Origin of the sequence: Bacteroides sp. AF25-5LB, assembly GCF_003602965.1 — a bacterium.
Lineage (GTDB): Bacteria > Bacteroidota > Bacteroidia > Bacteroidales > Bacteroidaceae > Bacteroides > Bacteroides uniformis.
Genome location: NZ_QTMC01000010.1, coordinates 2,955 through 19,574, shown reverse-complemented (window position 1 = coordinate 19,574; position 16,620 = coordinate 2,955). Strand labels below are relative to the sequence as shown.

Below are 16,620 nucleotides of genomic sequence, written 5' to 3'. Positions count from 1 at the left end.
CTATTATAACCATTTAGTAAACTGTTTGATGGGAGATATAGGAAATCCTGCATATATATACCCACTTCTTTTTATTGTTCCTTTTACAAATGAACTAGAACCGATAATTATATTATCGGAAATATTGGCGTTTTTACCTATAAATGAGTTTGCTCCTATCCATACATGGTTGCCTATATGTATTTCTTGATCACAATTGATTTGTTTATCATTATCAAATATTTGATGCATGTCCGTATCCATAATATTAACGTACCATGATATAGCGACTTCTCTACCTATAGTTATTTTTTTTTGCACAAAAGATGCGAGAGTATTCGTTAATATATGTTCCATTTTGGATTGATAGTGAAACATTAGACTTTACTACGACTTTAATCCCCTTGTAAAAATCAACACATCCATCTACGACAAGGGTTCCATTTAATAGAAACTGAGCAGGAACGTTTGTCGTTCCTGAAATACCAACTATTAATACACTTTTAGGTGTTGCAAATTTTACCCCCCCCTTGCTAGATATTATAGTATTGCCTATCACGCAACAACCTTTGAACTTTATTGAATAGAAAATAGTCTTACAAATGTTCATCTTGAATTTATAAACTCTGATATGCCCCAGAGCCCTGATAACATGACATACCCATATAATATGAATTTTCTTATTTAAATCGATGTACAACGTTTTTAAACTGCGGTACGCAAGTGTACATTAACATGAATGTAATCAACGAATACGAACCCGCAATAATCACACTATATGTAATCCAACTCAAAAACGATGTGTTGTTTTGGAAAGGAACAAAAATATGGCTTGCAAAATATACAATCGTCATGGGGAGAAGTATAATGGAATAAAGACGAAGAACTCCCCGGATATATTCCCAAATACTATCTTTAAACCCCCAATGGTATAGAAGATATGGTTTCCAAATATTTACAATAAGGAGCTGACTTATAATACCACCCATCAAGACACCGGGAAGTCCCCATAAAGCGCCACAACCACATGCTACCCCTAAATTAATGACAATCTCGGCAATAGGAGCCCAAACATCCCAGAAAAGACCATAACCATAATTGAATTGCATGATGCCACCACGTGTATAGCTGATGAATACGTTGACCACAATGAGGAAGACAACAATGCTGTCTAATATGTATTGGTCGCCTAACCAAAGCCTGATAAACGGATCAATGAGCATGTAAATGCAAAATGAGATGACTCCACCAATGAAATAACGTATTGACAGAAGCTCCCAAAAGACTTTCTTGATGTTGTTCTTGTTCCCTTCTGCAATGAGGTTGCCAACACCGGCACCGGTACTTTCAAGAAAGGTATTGATGAACTGAGCGAGCTTGTCAGTTATGATGGTATAGTTGCCGTAAAAAGCTACCATCTGCAAACTTGCAAATGCATAAATTAAAAAAGGTACAGTCTGCCACTGTACGATACCGCTAATTTTCTGTATAAACAGTTGTTTGGTATATTTTATAACTTCAGGATACTTTTTAAACAGTCGATGACCTTCCTTCAATTCTGTTTTTAGCCATGGATAGGTTTGGTTAATCTTCCAGTTAAGAATAAACGAATATACGATTCCAAAAACTAATTCGAAGGCAACCCAAAGATAGTAGCTGCCAGTATAATAGGCTGATACCATCTGAACCAATATCTTGATGATGTTTGAAGTCTGGAAATAGCTGACAACCACATAGTTCCTTTGGTCTGCCCCAAGAAGATTCTGTCGATAATTGATGAAGTAACCAATAAGTGTAGATGCCAGAAAAGAATAGTAGGCAAAATATATGAGAGCAAAATCGAAATTTGTATGGGGAAATATTAACGGAAGGAATGCTGACAATATTAGGCCAACCACGAGAATAATGATACCTATCCAACGATAGAGGTAGCCAAGAACGGATACAACCTCGTTAATTTTCTGTCTGTCATGGTCAAAGAGTGGCTTGTAGAGTACATAACCGATAGCTGTCGCTATGCCCAGTTCTGCAAGGTTGAGAAAACCGAGCAGGTTCTGGAGAGCGCCCGTAAAGCCTACAAAATCGGCTCCAAGAGTATTGAGGAATATCTTTCGCGAAAAGAAAGATAGACCAAGAATGATGAAATAGAAGATAAGATTAACCCGTGCGTTGAGCATGGATTTCTTAACTCGTGAATCTGTTTCCGCCATAAAATATCATCAACCGATTAAGAACTTGCCTACTTTTGTCATCATAAGGAGTCTTGTGAGAATCTATGAGATAAAAAGCGCTATGAGAAAAAATCCAAGTGGAAAAAGTATCTCATGATTTGCGGCTAAAATATCGAGATGGAAAATACGCTTTGACGTATTGCTTAACAGCAGTAATTCTACCCAATTATGGAAAATATAGATACCAAAACTATAGGTTGAAAAGCTGATTATGCAATTTGAGACCCGCTGACTGGTCCAATCTATTTTGGTTGAAAGATACCAAAGTGCAATGACCATAGAGGCGTTGCCAAGCGTAGCATACCACGTATCTTCGCCATAAGCTCTAATATCTACCATTGCATATATAATGTATAGTGAAACTAACAGTAAAAATAAACGATATTTCGACAGTATGTTACAAATTACATTATGATATTGACACACCAAACCTCCAAGATAAAACCAAAAGAACCATTTATGAATGTTGTGCAAACCTATATACATTGGTACAAACTTTGGTAAGCTTGCACACCCCAGTGTAATCATTAACAAAGGAATTGTTAGCCACAATTTTTTCATAAAGCCATAGTATATGATAAAGCACCAAAAAAGCATTGGTAAAAACCAAAGATGCCAGTATGTACCTTGTATAATAGGGTCTAGTGGTCGCCAATCACCAGTAGTAATCATGAAAAACCAACTGAAAACAAGGAAAGGAAGCAAAATGCGCTGCACCTTTTTTCTAACAAGCTCTTTCCATGTATTGTATTTACCTAATGAAAGAAGGTATGAGAATAGGAATCCTGACACAAAAACAAACATAGGCATGGCTATACATATCAGTACCGATTGATTGAATTTCTCATATATTTGTGAATACATCTGATTGGTAGCATCATCAAAATGCACATACATCATACCGTATGCATGAAAGGCCACAACTACAATAATGGATATGCCACGAATTATCGACAAATTATCCAAATGTTGTTTCCTAACGGATGTGTTATCTATTTTTGATTTTTTCATTGTTGAAAGCAAAAAATGATTGTATACGATTATTTTATAAGTATCCAGATTCGCTTAATATTTCATGGAAAAGTTTTCCTGTGTCATTCAAGCAGTAACTTTCGTGATTAGATTAGTGAATTTATTTTAAGTCATGCCATTTCTACTCTTAATGCATTATATTTTTTAGCGTTCTAAATAAACCTTTTAGATACCACATCTGCACTTGTTACTTGTGGTTGGGATAGCTTCTCATCACGTAATACACTTCGATAAGCGATGAAGACGATTTCGTTGGTCTGCGAAGCCGCTTTCAACACCTGTTGAAGCCGCTTTTATTCTTTCTCCCATCTACAAGTCCTTGACAACGGTTTCCATTTCCGCTTCCAATTGGCGTATCGCCCGCATATCAGGGAGGACAGGATCTGCCTTTCTTGCCTGATAAAGCGCATGGAGATGGATGAAATCCTCTTGATAGTTGTAGATGCCGAGGGTGGCGGTGCGGAAGATGGCTTCCAGTCCTTTGTTCAATTCAAGGTACTGGTGTCTGATCTGATGGTACACTTCGGGATTGTATTGCCGAAGCAGCACCTTGAATGCGTTATGCCGCAAGACAACTCGTCTGCCATCCTATTGGTAGTGGGCACGAAGGGCCGGACGGTACTGTGACAAGATGGATTGATTGAAATCCATGGCGCAGAACACAACGAAAAAACATAGATGGAACTGGAGCAGATCTTCTGTAGAGCATCCGTTCGCAGTAGCCATATCCACGAAGTTGAGCCATGCCTGGCGGTCACATGCCAGTTCCTCAACCAGCACGTTGTCACTCCCATTGACCAATCGGTCTATATAATCCGTGGAATAAGGATTGGATTTCATTTCCTCGCACATCTGTGCCATCATCGCTTCCCGCTCTTCCTGTGGCAACGCAGGCGGAATAAGTGCGGCAAGATGCTCTTGGGTCTTGGAGTCCGAGAGCAGTTCGTCGTTGGTGATAAGAGAGAGTTGGTCTGCCAGTTCGTCCTTCATGTCTCGCAGCAACTCCCGTGTGGTTTCTGCCGCCATCTTCGCCGATTCGGGCGAGTGGCGGAAGATGATGTGGAACGATTCGTGCAGCATGGTAAAGTACAGCTGTACGAGCACCTGTCCGCGTGCCTCCTCACGCTGTTCCGGCGAGCGGCGGTCCAGGTGCAGGCGTTGCACCTCCCCGGCGGAACGCATCGAGGTGGCGGCGTGCTACCTCATAGTCATCCAGTTCAAGGAAGGCATGGAACAGGGCATAGCGGCATACCGTCTCACCGATGTCCACGCCGTCTCCCATGGCAAGGTTGTAGAGCGAAAAGATAGTCTGCACCGTGGGCGACCTCGGGAACTGCCTGTATGCCGTAGTAATGACGGAGCGATTCGGCCATCTGCCGGAATATATGGCTGTGGTCAATATTCATTTTCTGCTAACTGGATGGTTTGCGAGAGGGTGAGGTGACTGCGCTCAAAGCCGTAGCTTTCCGAAGCATAGCGCATGTCGGTAAGGGAATCCGTACCTAAACTGTCGCATATCTGGCGGAGTGCCGCCGCCACAAACGAGGATGCCCCTTGCAATTGATAGACGGGGAAGGCTGTATCGGGATGACCGTCGAAATGGCTGACGGTGACCCAGCTCAGAACCATATCCATTTGGTGGATAATCTCCTGCATCAAAGCGAACTTATCCCGGTCGAAAGTTACGGAGAAGTTTACAGTGATGGTGTTCTCGTTGATTTTGAAAGGTTTGCTTTCACGGCTTTCCTTCTCCCGTGCCTTCCATCGGTCACGGGCGATGATGCTGTTGATGTGCTCACGGAGGTTGTTCACCGAACTGCCCTTCTGGAGGTGGGTCGCCACTCCAAGGAGGATGCTTATGAACTCTTTGGTGACCACCCGGTCGGAGTTGACACTACCCACACCGAACAGCCATGCCACTACCTCCGCCACTTCACGCGCTTTGGTGGCACGTTGCAGTAGGCTGAGGGTGCCTTCAAAAAGCCTGCTCTCCTTCGCCATGTCGAAGAATTCCCGGTACTTCTCTATAGGGTCTTTTCGTTCATTTCAGGATGTTTTAGGGTGCTGGAAACCGAACAGGATTAAATGGCAAGGAGTCTGTTCCTGAACATTCGGAAGCGTTTCCAAACGAGTATGGGAATAGGCAAAAGTCTGAATTAACTTTGCTGACGTAACCCGGTTACAGAGCGTTCTTTGACAGCTTGACACAACAACCATAGCGAGGGAATGCACCTTATTATTATTGGATTAATTCTATTTTCTAACCTCTGCCGGGCACAGTTTAATAATGGGCTGTGTAAATACCAAGTCCCATACCGGCAATGGGCAATTGTTATGATCAATTACAGTGTATTCTTGCTCCCCAATCCACAGAACAAAGAAGCGGCGCCCAAAGCTTTCGCCAAGGCTCAGGTTTCGGAAGTGATGTCGTTCCGTGGTTTTGTGCAGCACATCGCCGACCACGGAGGTCACAAGCGCGGCACAGTGAAAGGCGTGCTCTCCGATATGTGCGAGTGCCTGGTGGAAATGCTGCTGGAGGGCAAGAAAGTGCAACTTGACGAGTTGGGCGACTTCTGGCTGTCGCTGACCAGCACGGGTGCGGAGAACTGCCAGAAGTTCACTGCCGCCAACATTAAGGGTGTGAACATACTCTTTACACCGGGGGCCGACTTTGAGAATCTCATTGACCGTGCCGAGTTCAATCCCGTGGCAAGCCGTGTGGCGCAAGTGGCTACGCTGAAGGCGGAGAAATCCGGCATTGGCCTTGTGGACATCGACACCGCAAAAGGCAAGAAGCCGACGGACGGTGGTAGCGATGATTCCGGCAACACAGGAGATAACGATGAAATGTTGCAGTAACATGAGAGTTATGGATTTATTGATAATTGTCTTATTAAAAACAAAAAGTAACATGAAGAAAAAATGGAAAACCGTACTGTTGTACATCGTCCGTATCATCGAATTGCTCATCAGTGGTGCCGCAGGCGGCATGTTGGGAGGTAACTTATGAGAACCATCACCCTGATTATCGTGCACTGTTCCGCCAATAAGGCGGACAGCGCACTCCGCATGGCAGACATCGACCGCTACCATCGCTCCCTCGGTTGGCTGGGCTGCGGCTACCACTATGTGATTCCTACTGACGGCACCATCGAAGCGGGCAGACCCGAAGAAATGATTGGAGCATATTGTAAGAACCATAACCGTCATTCCATCGGGGTATGCTATATCGGTGGTTTGGCTGCCGATGGCAAAACTCCCATGGACACCCGGACACCTGCCCAAAAGAAGGCTTTGGAGCGGTTGCTTGCGGACTTGCATCGCAGATTCCCTAAAGCATTGATTGTGGGTCATCACGATTTGGAACCTACGAAAGCATGCCCCTGTTTTTCAGTGGCAAGTCTTCGATTTTAGTTATCTTCCTCGCTATGGTTGTTTCCCAAGCTGCAAGACAATGGGTGTCGCTGCCTGTCAAGCCATAGAAGCCGTTCCTCAACAGCCATTCGGCTTTCTTTTTGACTTCCGACCCATAGCCACCAACGATACTGGACAGATTGAGCTGGAAAGCGACATTTATACGATTTAACTGTTCGTAATCTTTCAACTCCATATACACATACCGTTCAGGATGTGCCAGGACGGGGACATAGCCTTTCGACTTGATGCGGAGCAGGATGTTGTTCAATCCCATCGGAGGGTTAAAATAAGAGGTTTCCACCAACAAATGGTCGCCGTTCTCACCCAAAGGTAGCAGGTCGTTCTTTTCCAATCGTTCCTCGAAGAGGTTATCGAGCATATTTTCAGCCGCAAGATGTAGCGTTATCGGGCCGGTGTAGGTGGCTTGTAGTTCCGCGAAACGCTCCCAGAGGTGTGCTGTAGTATTGGGGATGTCTTCCATGATGTGCGGCGTCAACCACACGGATTTCACACCCAACTCCTCATACAGACGCAATATCTCCAACGCCTCCTCCATAGTCTGCACCCCGTCATCCACACCCGGCAGAATGTGCGAGTGCCAGTCGGTAAACCCCTCGAATATGCCGCTATCTTTCAGCGGGATGCGTTTTCTGAAAGGCCACACAATGATATGAAGATTTTATTTGCAACATTAATTTCTAATTATTTGACAACCAGTTATTTACCACGATACTTTTCATCGGAGCTGTAGTGGTATCCCGAACCGTAACCGTAGTGGTAACCATACCGATAGCCGTAACGGTATCCGTAGCGACCACCGCTTCCCTCGGTTCCGTTCAGGATCAGGGACATGTTCTTGTATTTTTTCTCCTCGTAGATTTTCTCCAATTCAGCAAGCATACTCCGTTCAAGTAATCCTGCACGAACTACGAAAATGGCACGGTCTGCCAGCTTCTCGATAATCTGCGTGTCTGCCACTAATTCGATGGGCGGACAGTCGATCAGCACATAGTCGTATTGTCCCCTTACGGTATCTATCACCTGCTTCAGGCGTTCGTCGAACAATAGTTCCGTTGGGTTGGGAGGAATCGTCCCCACGGGTAGTATATCCATAGATTTTTGCTTCGGATCGGATACGATGATTTCGTTCAGGTTATCGATACGGCCTCCCAAATAGTCGCTCAATCCCTTGGCAGGAGAGTCGATATAGGATGACGCAGATCCGTGACGCAGGTCACCGTCGATTACCAACACTTTCTTCCCTTTGATGGCAAAGCTCACGGCGATGTTCATGGTCAGGAACGATTTGCCACTGCCCGGATTGAATGAGGTCACGATGATGACATTCGATGTCTTGTCCTTGCCGGTCATAAACTCCAGATTGGTACGCAATACACGGAACGCCTCGTTGATGATGTCACGGTTGCCCTCCTTGACGACAATGGCCTTGACTTCCTGCGGCTTTTTCCCGAATATTCTTTTCTTCTTTCTTGTAAACAGCGGAATCTCGCCGATGAACGGTACGGTCACACTCTCCAGGTCTTTCCTTCCCCGTACACGGGTATTCATATTCTCGCGCATGAAGATAATGACTATCGGAATGAGCAGCCCCAGAGCAAATGCGACCATAAAGATATTTTTGTGTACAGGGGATGTCGGCAACATACTGCCGTGCGGTGGAGTGACAATGCGGGTATTATAGGCCGTAAATGCTTGCGAGAGTTCGTTCTCCTCGCGTTTTTGCAGTAGGAACAGGTAAAGAGCCTCCTTTACCTTCTGCTGGCGTTCCACCGAAAGCAGGTATTTGGCCTGTGTAGGGTTGGCCGCTATACGTGATGTCGTCTGTTGCTCCGTCTGCCGTAAACTTTTTATCTGCGAATTCAAGGTTACTATCTGATTGTCGATAGACCTGATTATCGCCCCACGCATGGATGCCAGAGCCTGATCCATATCCACGACCAGCGGATTTTCTGCGCTGCTGTTCGCAACCAGGCTGTTACGCTGTAACAGCTGTTTGTTGTATTCGGCAATCTGCGATTCGATGTTGGCACTCTCTATACCGGAATTGGCCGGAAGCAGTTGGGTACGGTTGGCATCGTTGGCTAAATAGTTCCGGATGTAACGGGTCATGTAAAGCTGGTTGTTCAAGGCTAGGATCTGTGCGTTGGTCGCACTGCTTTGGGCCATGTACATGCTCGATGCCGCCTGCACGTCGGGTAACAGGTGTTCTGACTTGTAGGAGGAAATATCCTCGTCCACGTTCCCCAGCTCCTGTTCGATTACGCCCAGACGCTCATTGATGAACATTGAGGTACTGACAGCGATCTGGTTCTTGTCCTTCACCCAGTTCTCGTTATAAACGGAAATCAACATGCTCAATACATCTTCCGCCCGCTGTATGGAGTTATCCTTGAATGCCAGGTCTATAACCGATGATTTCTCATTATTCAATGAAACGGACAGATTGGATGAGCAGGAGTTTACAGCGTTATACAAACTGGATTTGTCTATATACAATATATATGACTCGCCTTTCACGTAATTGGGTGTTGTATTGATAATGATTTTCCCCAATGGCGTAGGAATGGAGTCGAGCAAGCTTCCCTTTATATCCTTTTCATCAAGATCCGTCCCGTTACGTATAAAGTCGGATAGGAATAACGTGCCGTCTGGCTGCACTTCCAGCGTAAAACCGGCTGATTCATTTTCAGGCAAGTCATTTATCGTTACATCCACAGGTAATGTCAGTCCATAGGCCACCTGACGGTGGAATTTCCCCGGAACGAAGTAATTCATATCCAAATGCAACCTTTTAACCACCTCGGTCATTAAAGACGGTGACTGAAAGGTGATAAGTTCGTTATTCACATTTGTACCGGATTGGAACAACCCGAACTCCGAGAAGGATTCCAGATCCGAGGAGACCGACTTGCCTTTGGAATCCTCCTTGATCAATACCGAAGCGGTACGTGTATATACAGCAGGGGTACGTAACAGATGAACGGTAGCGGCACCGACCGTTATCGCCAAAGACAAGACGAACCACTTCCATCTTGCAAGGCACAAGTACAACAGATCCTGTATCCGCAGGAAATCATCCTGCTGTCCCGGTTTTATATTCTTTTGATTTATGGTCATCATATCTGATTCTATATTATTTCACAATCAACACGGTAATGGTAGTTAGCAGCGAGGCCAACGACATCCAGAAAGAAGCTGAGCGGACGTTATTGCCGTTGACAGTCGCCTGCCGTGCTTTCATCGAGTTGGGTTCCACATAAACGATATCGTTCTGCTGCAGATAATACACGGGAGAGGCATAAAGGTCATATCCCGAATTCAGGTTGACCTGATACAAGGTCTGTTTGCCGTTTTCCTCCCGTTGTACCAAGACATTCTCTCGTTTCCCGTAGACGGTAAGGTCTCCGGCCATGCTTAAAGCATCCAAAAGCGTCAGCTTGTCCTTATCGATATTGAAACGTCCGGGGTTGGCAACCTCACCCAACACGGAAACGGTCAGGTTCATGAACTCAACTGTAACAACGGGGTCTTTCACGAGATTTTTCGAAACCAGTTCCTCTTTTATATACGAGGCGATTTCCTCGCGTGTCATTCCCGCCACATGGATATGCCCCAACACTGGAAAATCGATATCTCCATCCTTGTTGATCGTATATCCTGATATCCCCTGGCTATTGGATATTCCCGATGTCGTACCGATCTGTCTGGATATGATCGGAAGGTTGAAAAGGTTCATCAACAAGGGGTCCTTGCTGTTGACCAGTATTGAGATCTTGTCTTCGGGACGCACCCGGATTTCCAGCGGGTTCAAGACTTGCTCTGCGGTACCCGGTTTCAGGTCCGCGAAATAAGCGACTTTCGGCGTGGCACATGATCCCAGCAGGAAAGCCACGGTCAATAAGAATAAAATGTATCTGATTTTCATATTTTATTGATTTTTATTTGTTGGTTTTCTGTTCCGATTGAAGTTGTCTGATAGATTTCGTCAGCCTAATGTTGGCAAGAGTCCATATCAGAATATCGCCCAGCACGATCCAGTTCACATTGAGATAAAGGGACAGAAGAATATTGAGCAGTATGAATATTATTGATACGGAGACAATGATAATCATGGCATTGCGCTGCTTTATTCCGAAAGCAAGCAGCTTATGATGGATATGATTCTTGTCCGGCAGGAACGGGTTCTTCCCGTTACGTACCCGATGCAGGTAAACCCGGACTACGTCGCAGCATGGAACCAGCAAGGGTGAGAAGGCCAGCACCATCGGATGTACATTTCCTGTATTATCGTCTAGACCGCACATGGTCAGTTTGAGACTGAGAAAACAGAGCATCATGCCAACGGTCAAACTGCCTGTGTCACCCATGAAGATCTTCCTTCCGTGCTCGGCGTTCCCGAAAACATTGTAATAGAAGAACGGTACCAACACTCCCAATGTGGCGAACGCCAGTATGGCATAGACATGCTGGTGGAGCATGAAAAAAGTCAGACCATAACACAGGCAGGCGACACTGCATAGCCCGGAAGCCAATCCGTCAATGCCGTCAATCAGGTTGATGGCATTGATGATGAAGACCACGATTAAAATGGTCAAGGGATACCCTAACCATAACGGCACCGCATGGATGCCCAGGATACCGTATAGGTTGTTGATATATACCCCACCGGCGATAAGCATCACGCCGCACAGAATCTGGATGACAAACTTGGCTCGATAACGGATGCCGATCAGGTCATCGGCCATGCCAACCAGATACAGTACCATGATGGAGCAGAAAGCAAAAGCCAAAGGCCGTACATCGTTTCCGATTTCAGACAACATTTCCGAATGTCCCAGTGCCATATTGATTCCCAGTAACAAAGCTATGGTGAAAAACACGACCGGTTTGAACGCGATACCACCCAATCGGGGCACCGCACAATGATGTATCTTCCGTTCATCGGGAAGGTCGAACAGCTGTTTGCGAAAAGCGATCAGCAGAATCTGGGGAATGACGATACCCGCACAGAGGACACAAAGCAGGAACGCCAGGGAACAATTTACAATCCAAAAATACATATATAGATATTGTTTTTTTTATTTGCGTAAAACCGTGAGTGGGGATTCCATACTTTTCCATATCAGGAAATGACTTCAATCAAATCGGGATGAACCTCAGCCGATATCCCCATAATCCCCTCAAGCATCACGACCACCCGGCGGTTGCGTTTCCCTTTTACCCACATAAACACACCCTTAACTCCATCAAGCTTGCCGCCGTGGATACATACACGGGTACCTTTCCGTATGTCGATTTCATCCGGCTTATAATAGACCGTATCCTTCTCATGCAGGGAAGCTATTTGGATGAAACTGTCCATCTGGTCGTCCGGCACGGTGATATATTCCATACCCGTGCTTTTTTCCCACATGGCGAATTGCAGGAAGTTGTACCGTTTCTTGAATTCGGTGATCTGCGAGTGGCTGGCGTGGACGAAAACCAGACTCGGTATGACCGGCACCAACCTTGTCGACTTCACACCGTGGTAGATCCTTACGGCGTAATGTTTCGGAATGAAATATTCCAGACCGTATTCCTTGTCCTTCAGCCTGTCCTCCGCCATTTTCTCATTCTTGTAGGCGCGCATGACGAACCAGCGGACCTGCTTTTTTTCTTCCACCGTAGAAAAACTCATACCCATATTGCCGGGATTATTTTATAGGTGAGGATATACCCCTAGTTCATGCCAATTCGTATATTGGTATGTATTACAACAGATTACATTTCCTTTATTCATAATATCCACTATCAGTCCCATACTTTTGACAAAGTGTACAGACCTCATTTCCGGGGCTTCTGCCGCTACTTCTCTTGGCAAGAGAAATATCCGGGGATCATATTTTACGTAACTGGCTGACGGACAGATAGAAATACGGAACAGCATTATGGTACTTATCCGACATATGTTAAGCAAATACACTCTGTATGAATGTTTTGGTTAATTTTATCACCCGTTTTCTATTGTTTTTTCAATATTTTACGTAACTTTGCACATTGTAATATTTCTCTTGCCAAGAGAAGCAGGAACGGCACAGCCTTTGTCCGGTATTCTGCGTGCCGCATCCGTCCCCGTTATAAGGATTTGAGTATGATGTCGTTTGCCTTGTCCACTTGTGAGGTATCCAGCGAGGCGAGGTAGATTCTGGTCGTGTTTTCCGAATCATGTCCCATCGCCTCGCTGATGGTTGCCAGCGGCACATTCTTGCTTCTGGCAATATTCGCCCATGCATGGCGCGCTACATACATGGTGAGCGGCATACCGAGTCCGAGCCGTTTCCCGAGTTCCTTGAGTTTTCCGTTGATGAAATGCGCTGCGCTCCTGTACTGCCGCACGGCATCCTTGGCCGTATCCCTGATGATCGGAAAAAGGTAGGGGCTGTCATTGTGGCCATACCTGTCCAGAATTTCCTGCATGGGCTTCTCCCATTTAATGGACAGACGCCGGCCGGTCTTCCGCCTGCGGTAGGTCAGCACGCCGCTCTTCAGATCAGCCTTTTTCAGGTAGGCGATGTCGACGAACGACATGCCCCGGGTATAAAAGCTCAGCATGAACATATCCCTGGCGTATTCCATGCCCGGGGAAAGGCGCAGGTCCAGGTCACGTATCATGCGGACCGCTTTCAATGGAACAGCACGTTTTACGGTCTTGTCTATTCCGGTGTAGACATGCTTGAAAGGGCTGCGCTGTACCGTCAGTTCCCTGTCCACCGCACGGTTGTAGACGGCACGCAGGTTCCGCATGTAATAGGAGGTGCTGTTCGGACATATCCCCTTGTCCTTCAGCCATGCCTCGTATTCCAGCATGAGGGTGGAGCCGATATCCTCCAGCGGGATGTCGCCGTCCCTGCCCCGGAAGTGCGTGAAGCTGTTCAGTACGGTGGTGTACCTCTCGGCGGTGCGCTTCTTGCCGACACGCTCCAGTTCCTCCACGAGCCTCTTTCCGAAGGCCATGAAATTATGGCTGTCCTCAGGGGGCGGGTTGTGAAAAAGTTCGACAACCCTGCCGGCGGGATAGGTACCGCCGGAACGTTCCAGTCCGGCAATGATACTTTCCAGACGGCGGATGTCTTTTTCCATCCGCTCCTTTAACGCAAGCAGGAGGCTTCTTCTGGCATCACCGAATACCGGCAGTATGATTTCCGACGTGCGTCCGTCCCATTCCGAAGGGAACAGCCTGTAACCGGTGTTTATCTGGCGCGCCACCCTTCCGTGGATGACCTGGAAATAGAGCGTCCCCTCCCTGCCTTCCACGGACGAGGACCTGAATTTGGTTTTGATTGTTGCCATAGTGTAGTCATTTTGAATTAGGATTGTCCAGTTGCTTCCTGATTTCCTGTGCCTCCCTAAACAGCCGGTGCGCCAGACTGTCCTTGTAGGCCGCCATTTCATGATTACGGATGCGATTCCTGACCGAGTCCTCAAAAGCGGTCACCAGCCTTTCCACACGCCGGATCTTTTCCTCGTCTCGCTCGATGGTGAAATGCTTCTCCAAGAAGGCGATGTCGGGATCATCTCCCGGTAGGCAGATCCTGATGGCTCGGTATTTCAAATCGGCATCTTTCAAAAGCCGGTTCGTGCGGTACTGGTTGCAGTTGGCCCAGACGGAAACGACCAGTGCCAGGATCAGTGCTGAAGCTGTCGTTACCACCGCCTTGGATGCACTTTCCAGACGGTAGGTCACCAGTTTGTGCTCCGGTTCCTTTTTCAACAGGACCATTCTCTCATCCAGCCGTCTTACCGTTTCCTTTACCGCCTGGTTGTCCTGCCGCAGGCAGTCCCTTGTCTTTTCCATTTCCCCGGCAAACGTTTCGGCAGACAACGGCCTGCCTTCCGACAACCAGGCGGTATGGCTACGTACCGCTGCTATTTCCGAACTGTTTTTCTCCACTGCGGATTGCAGGCGTTCCAGACGGATTTTCAGTTCCGCAATCCCTTCCGGGGAAATGGTCCGGTTTTCAACTGTGGGGCTTGTGCCTTCCACAGGCAGCGCCCCCACTTTCTTCTCGATCCTTTCAAGGCATCCATAGATGCCTTCCAGATAATTTTCCTGTTTCATCTTTCAAAGTTTTTTCGTTATACATATGGTTCACAAACTCCTTCCTTTCCTGCGCTTTTTCTTTTTCCGCAGACGTTTCGCATCCTTCTCGTCCTCCGTCGGTGCCACCGACGGCATGAACACGCCGCCCGTACCGATGACTTCGACTAGGTTATCAATAACAGAACCATGACTTTGTTCATGGTACAGTCGTTTTCGGAAAATGATATTTTCCGAAAACGTGGCATGGTTACGGTCCAATGCCGTATCCAGCCTTGACCAGCTGAAATTGCGGTCAATCTCACTCCCCTTGAATGACAGACCGTCCTTGATAAAGCGGATGCCCTGCACCTCACTGGTATTTCCCTTATACTTGAATTCCATTTTCACGCCCATTTTTAAGAGCTTATTTTGAAATTCCTTCCATGTACTTGCACTCCTCAAAGCTTCCTTAACCACACGATATATCTCGTATTTCACCCTTTCGGAAGCGTGCAGTTTTTCCGTTTTAACGGCCTGTTTGCCTTCGGAATAGGTGAGCGAATACTTGTCTTTGAGCATTTTCGTTACCCTCTCGTTGCACCTGAGATCGTTGCTGTCGGAAATCACCTTCCCGTCGAAGTCCACCCGGTTGAAGACGATGTGGCAGTGCGGGTTGTCCCTCCCGTGATGCCTCACCACGATGAACTGCGTGTTCCGTATCCCCATCAGCTCCAGGTATTCCTCCGCCAGCCTTGCCATGAACGCGTCGGTCAGCCTCGGTGCGTCCTCCGGCTTGAAGCTGAGCGCAATGTGCCCCACCGGTTTCGCCACGTCCGGATTCAGCAGGCATTGCCACCGGAAACTGCGTGCCGTCTCCTCCACCGTTCCCAGCAGCACGCCTTCCGAGGCAATGATTTTTGCGTCGTCTTTCTGCGTCACGTAGCGTATGCAGCCGCTGAACGAGCGGCCTTTCCTGATCTTCCCTATCATGAGGCTATCCTCCTTTCGGCCTGTAATCATCCATGATCCGCTTCAGCTTTCCCAGCAGCCCCTCTATCAGCAGCCTTGTCCTGTAAAAGCCTGTCTGGTATGGGAGCTTTGTCAACTGGTTCAGGTTGTTCGCCATTCCCGCCAGGCTGCGCAGCAGCGCGTTTTCTTCAGGCGTATGCCTTGCCGTAACGGTGGCCGCCAGTGCCGCCTCCCTGATATAGACCGCCAGGCTCCGGCCGGACTTCCCTGCTCTGAACCTAAGAGTTTCGTAGCTGACGGGGGAGAACTTCACTGTCACTCCCTTGGTCAGCTTCCGCGTCCTGCCCAGTGCCGGACGCCCGCGTCTTTTCTTCATCCCATTCACATCCTTTGTCATATGTTTTTTCTTTTTCGTCCGTACTTCTTTCATTCCAAAATCTGCGACCGGTGGGAGCGGATTTGCCCTCCTTGCAACCGCCGGGCGCGGGGAGCAAAGGTTTTCGGGAATCCGGAAACATACCCTTGCTCCCCACACAGAAAAATCCCCCCGCATTTTCCACATTGAAGCGGGTACACAGGGGACGGTGCATACATCGGGTATACTCCACGCCCGGTAACAGGCTGTCAGATTTTTCTCCACTGCTCGATGTCCCCACGGTAGGCGGCAAGATGCTCCCTGGCAAGGTTCTCCAGCAGTCCGGAAACGCTCATGCCACGCCCGCCGAGCCTGCGGACGACGGCGTCCAGTTCGTCCCTCACATCCTCACTGACGAACACCGTCTTGCGGTTCCTGATCTTCGGGACGGTGAGGTACGTTTCCCGGTACTCCTCCAGCGAGGCCCTGCGCTGCCTGCCGCTCGTCCTTCTTCTCACGGGGTCTTCCGGTTCCGCCGGGGTGTCCTTTCTTACCGT

19 protein-coding genes are annotated in these 16,620 nt (G+C 47.4%); 2 read left to right on the top strand and 17 right to left on the bottom strand.

All coding sequences use genetic code 11. The annotated features are described in order from the left end of the window. Positions 1-3 precede the first annotated feature (3 nt). The 7 genes from DWY57_RS12055 to DWY57_RS12025 all read right to left on the bottom strand — a co-directional run bounded on the left by DWY57_RS12055 (position 4) and on the right by DWY57_RS12025 (position 5,243). Positions 4-243, bottom strand: a complete 240-nt coding sequence (locus DWY57_RS12055) for a hypothetical protein (RefSeq protein WP_207817810.1) — start codon at positions 241-243, stop codon at positions 4-6. Between the two features lie 416 nt (positions 244-659). Next, complete coding sequence (locus tag DWY57_RS12050) at positions 660-2,189, bottom strand: sugar transporter (protein WP_119961833.1); 1,530 nt, start codon at positions 2,187-2,189, stop codon at positions 660-662. A 63-nt stretch (positions 2,190-2,252) separates the two neighbouring features. Beyond that, the gene (locus tag DWY57_RS12045) at positions 2,253-3,221 is read right to left on the bottom strand and encodes an acyltransferase (protein WP_119961832.1); all 969 of its coding nucleotides are present in this window, start codon (positions 3,219-3,221) and stop codon (positions 2,253-2,255) included. Positions 3,222-3,551: 330 nt separating this feature from the next. After that, a complete protein-coding gene (locus DWY57_RS12040; protein ID WP_133302569.1) occupies positions 3,552-3,791 on the bottom strand; it encodes a hypothetical protein in 240 nt (79 codons plus the stop codon). Positions 3,792-3,830: 39 nt separating this feature from the next. After that, complete coding sequence (locus DWY57_RS12035; protein WP_133302455.1) at positions 3,831-4,424, bottom strand: hypothetical protein; 594 nt, start codon at positions 4,422-4,424, stop codon at positions 3,831-3,833. Then, entirely contained in the window at positions 4,363-4,641 is a 279-nt protein-coding gene (locus DWY57_RS12030; protein ID WP_119961829.1) for a hypothetical protein, read from the bottom strand. The genes DWY57_RS12035 and DWY57_RS12030 overlap by 62 nt, the downstream gene beginning before the upstream one ends. After that, on the bottom strand, positions 4,638-5,243 hold the full coding sequence (locus DWY57_RS12025; RefSeq protein ID WP_119961828.1) for a hypothetical protein: 606 nt from the start codon (positions 5,241-5,243) through the stop codon (positions 4,638-4,640). Before DWY57_RS12025 ends, DWY57_RS12030 begins: the two co-directional genes overlap by 4 nt. A 333-nt stretch (positions 5,244-5,576) precedes the next feature. On the opposite strand from DWY57_RS12025, the gene DWY57_RS12020 reads away from it, so the two are divergent. Next, positions 5,577-6,101 (top strand): HU family DNA-binding protein, encoded by a 525-nt coding sequence (locus DWY57_RS12020; protein WP_119961827.1) that lies wholly within the window; start codon positions 5,577-5,579, stop codon positions 6,099-6,101. A 147-nt stretch (positions 6,102-6,248) separates the two neighbouring features. After that, the gene (locus DWY57_RS12015; RefSeq protein WP_119961826.1) at positions 6,249-6,656 is read left to right on the top strand and encodes an N-acetylmuramoyl-L-alanine amidase; all 408 of its coding nucleotides are present in this window, start codon (positions 6,249-6,251) and stop codon (positions 6,654-6,656) included. Here DWY57_RS12015 and DWY57_RS12010 read toward each other — a convergent pair. From DWY57_RS12010 to DWY57_RS11960, 10 genes are all read right to left on the bottom strand, one after another. Next, on the bottom strand, positions 6,610-7,323 hold the full coding sequence (locus DWY57_RS12010; RefSeq protein WP_119961825.1) for a CpsB/CapC family capsule biosynthesis tyrosine phosphatase: 714 nt from the start codon (positions 7,321-7,323) through the stop codon (positions 6,610-6,612). The genes DWY57_RS12015 and DWY57_RS12010 overlap by 47 nt on opposite strands. A 53-nt stretch (positions 7,324-7,376) precedes the next feature. Next, positions 7,377-9,797, bottom strand: a complete 2,421-nt coding sequence (locus DWY57_RS12005; protein WP_119961880.1) for a polysaccharide biosynthesis tyrosine autokinase — start codon at positions 9,795-9,797, stop codon at positions 7,377-7,379. Positions 9,798-9,813: 16 nt separating this feature from the next. Further along, positions 9,814-10,605, bottom strand: coding sequence for a polysaccharide biosynthesis/export family protein (locus DWY57_RS12000; RefSeq protein ID WP_119961824.1), 792 nt, complete (start codon positions 10,603-10,605; stop codon positions 9,814-9,816). Between the two features lie 13 nt (positions 10,606-10,618). Beyond that, positions 10,619-11,740 (bottom strand): MraY family glycosyltransferase, encoded by a 1,122-nt coding sequence (locus DWY57_RS11995; protein ID WP_119961823.1) that lies wholly within the window; start codon positions 11,738-11,740, stop codon positions 10,619-10,621. A 62-nt stretch (positions 11,741-11,802) separates the two neighbouring features. Next, positions 11,803-12,363 (bottom strand): UpxY family transcription antiterminator, encoded by a 561-nt coding sequence (locus DWY57_RS11990; protein WP_119961822.1) that lies wholly within the window; start codon positions 12,361-12,363, stop codon positions 11,803-11,805. Positions 12,364-12,794: 431 nt separating this feature from the next. Further along, positions 12,795-14,009: a site-specific integrase gene (locus DWY57_RS11980; RefSeq protein WP_119961820.1), complete on the bottom strand. Its 1,215-nt coding sequence runs from the start codon at positions 14,007-14,009 to the stop codon at positions 12,795-12,797. A 7-nt stretch (positions 14,010-14,016) separates the two neighbouring features. Continuing rightward, the gene (locus DWY57_RS11975; RefSeq protein WP_119961819.1) at positions 14,017-14,778 is read right to left on the bottom strand and encodes a hypothetical protein; all 762 of its coding nucleotides are present in this window, start codon (positions 14,776-14,778) and stop codon (positions 14,017-14,019) included. Positions 14,779-14,808: 30 nt separating this feature from the next. Beyond that, the gene (locus DWY57_RS11970) at positions 14,809-15,729 is read right to left on the bottom strand and encodes a relaxase/mobilization nuclease domain-containing protein (protein ID WP_165853605.1); all 921 of its coding nucleotides are present in this window, start codon (positions 15,727-15,729) and stop codon (positions 14,809-14,811) included. 4 nt (positions 15,730-15,733) lie between these two features. Further along, a complete protein-coding gene (locus tag DWY57_RS11965; protein WP_165853607.1) occupies positions 15,734-16,105 on the bottom strand; it encodes a mobilization protein in 372 nt (123 codons plus the stop codon). Between the two features lie 227 nt (positions 16,106-16,332). Further along, positions 16,333-16,620, bottom strand: a 288-nt coding sequence (locus DWY57_RS11960; RefSeq protein WP_119961879.1) for a DUF3408 domain-containing protein, incomplete at its 5' end; no start/stop codon positions are given.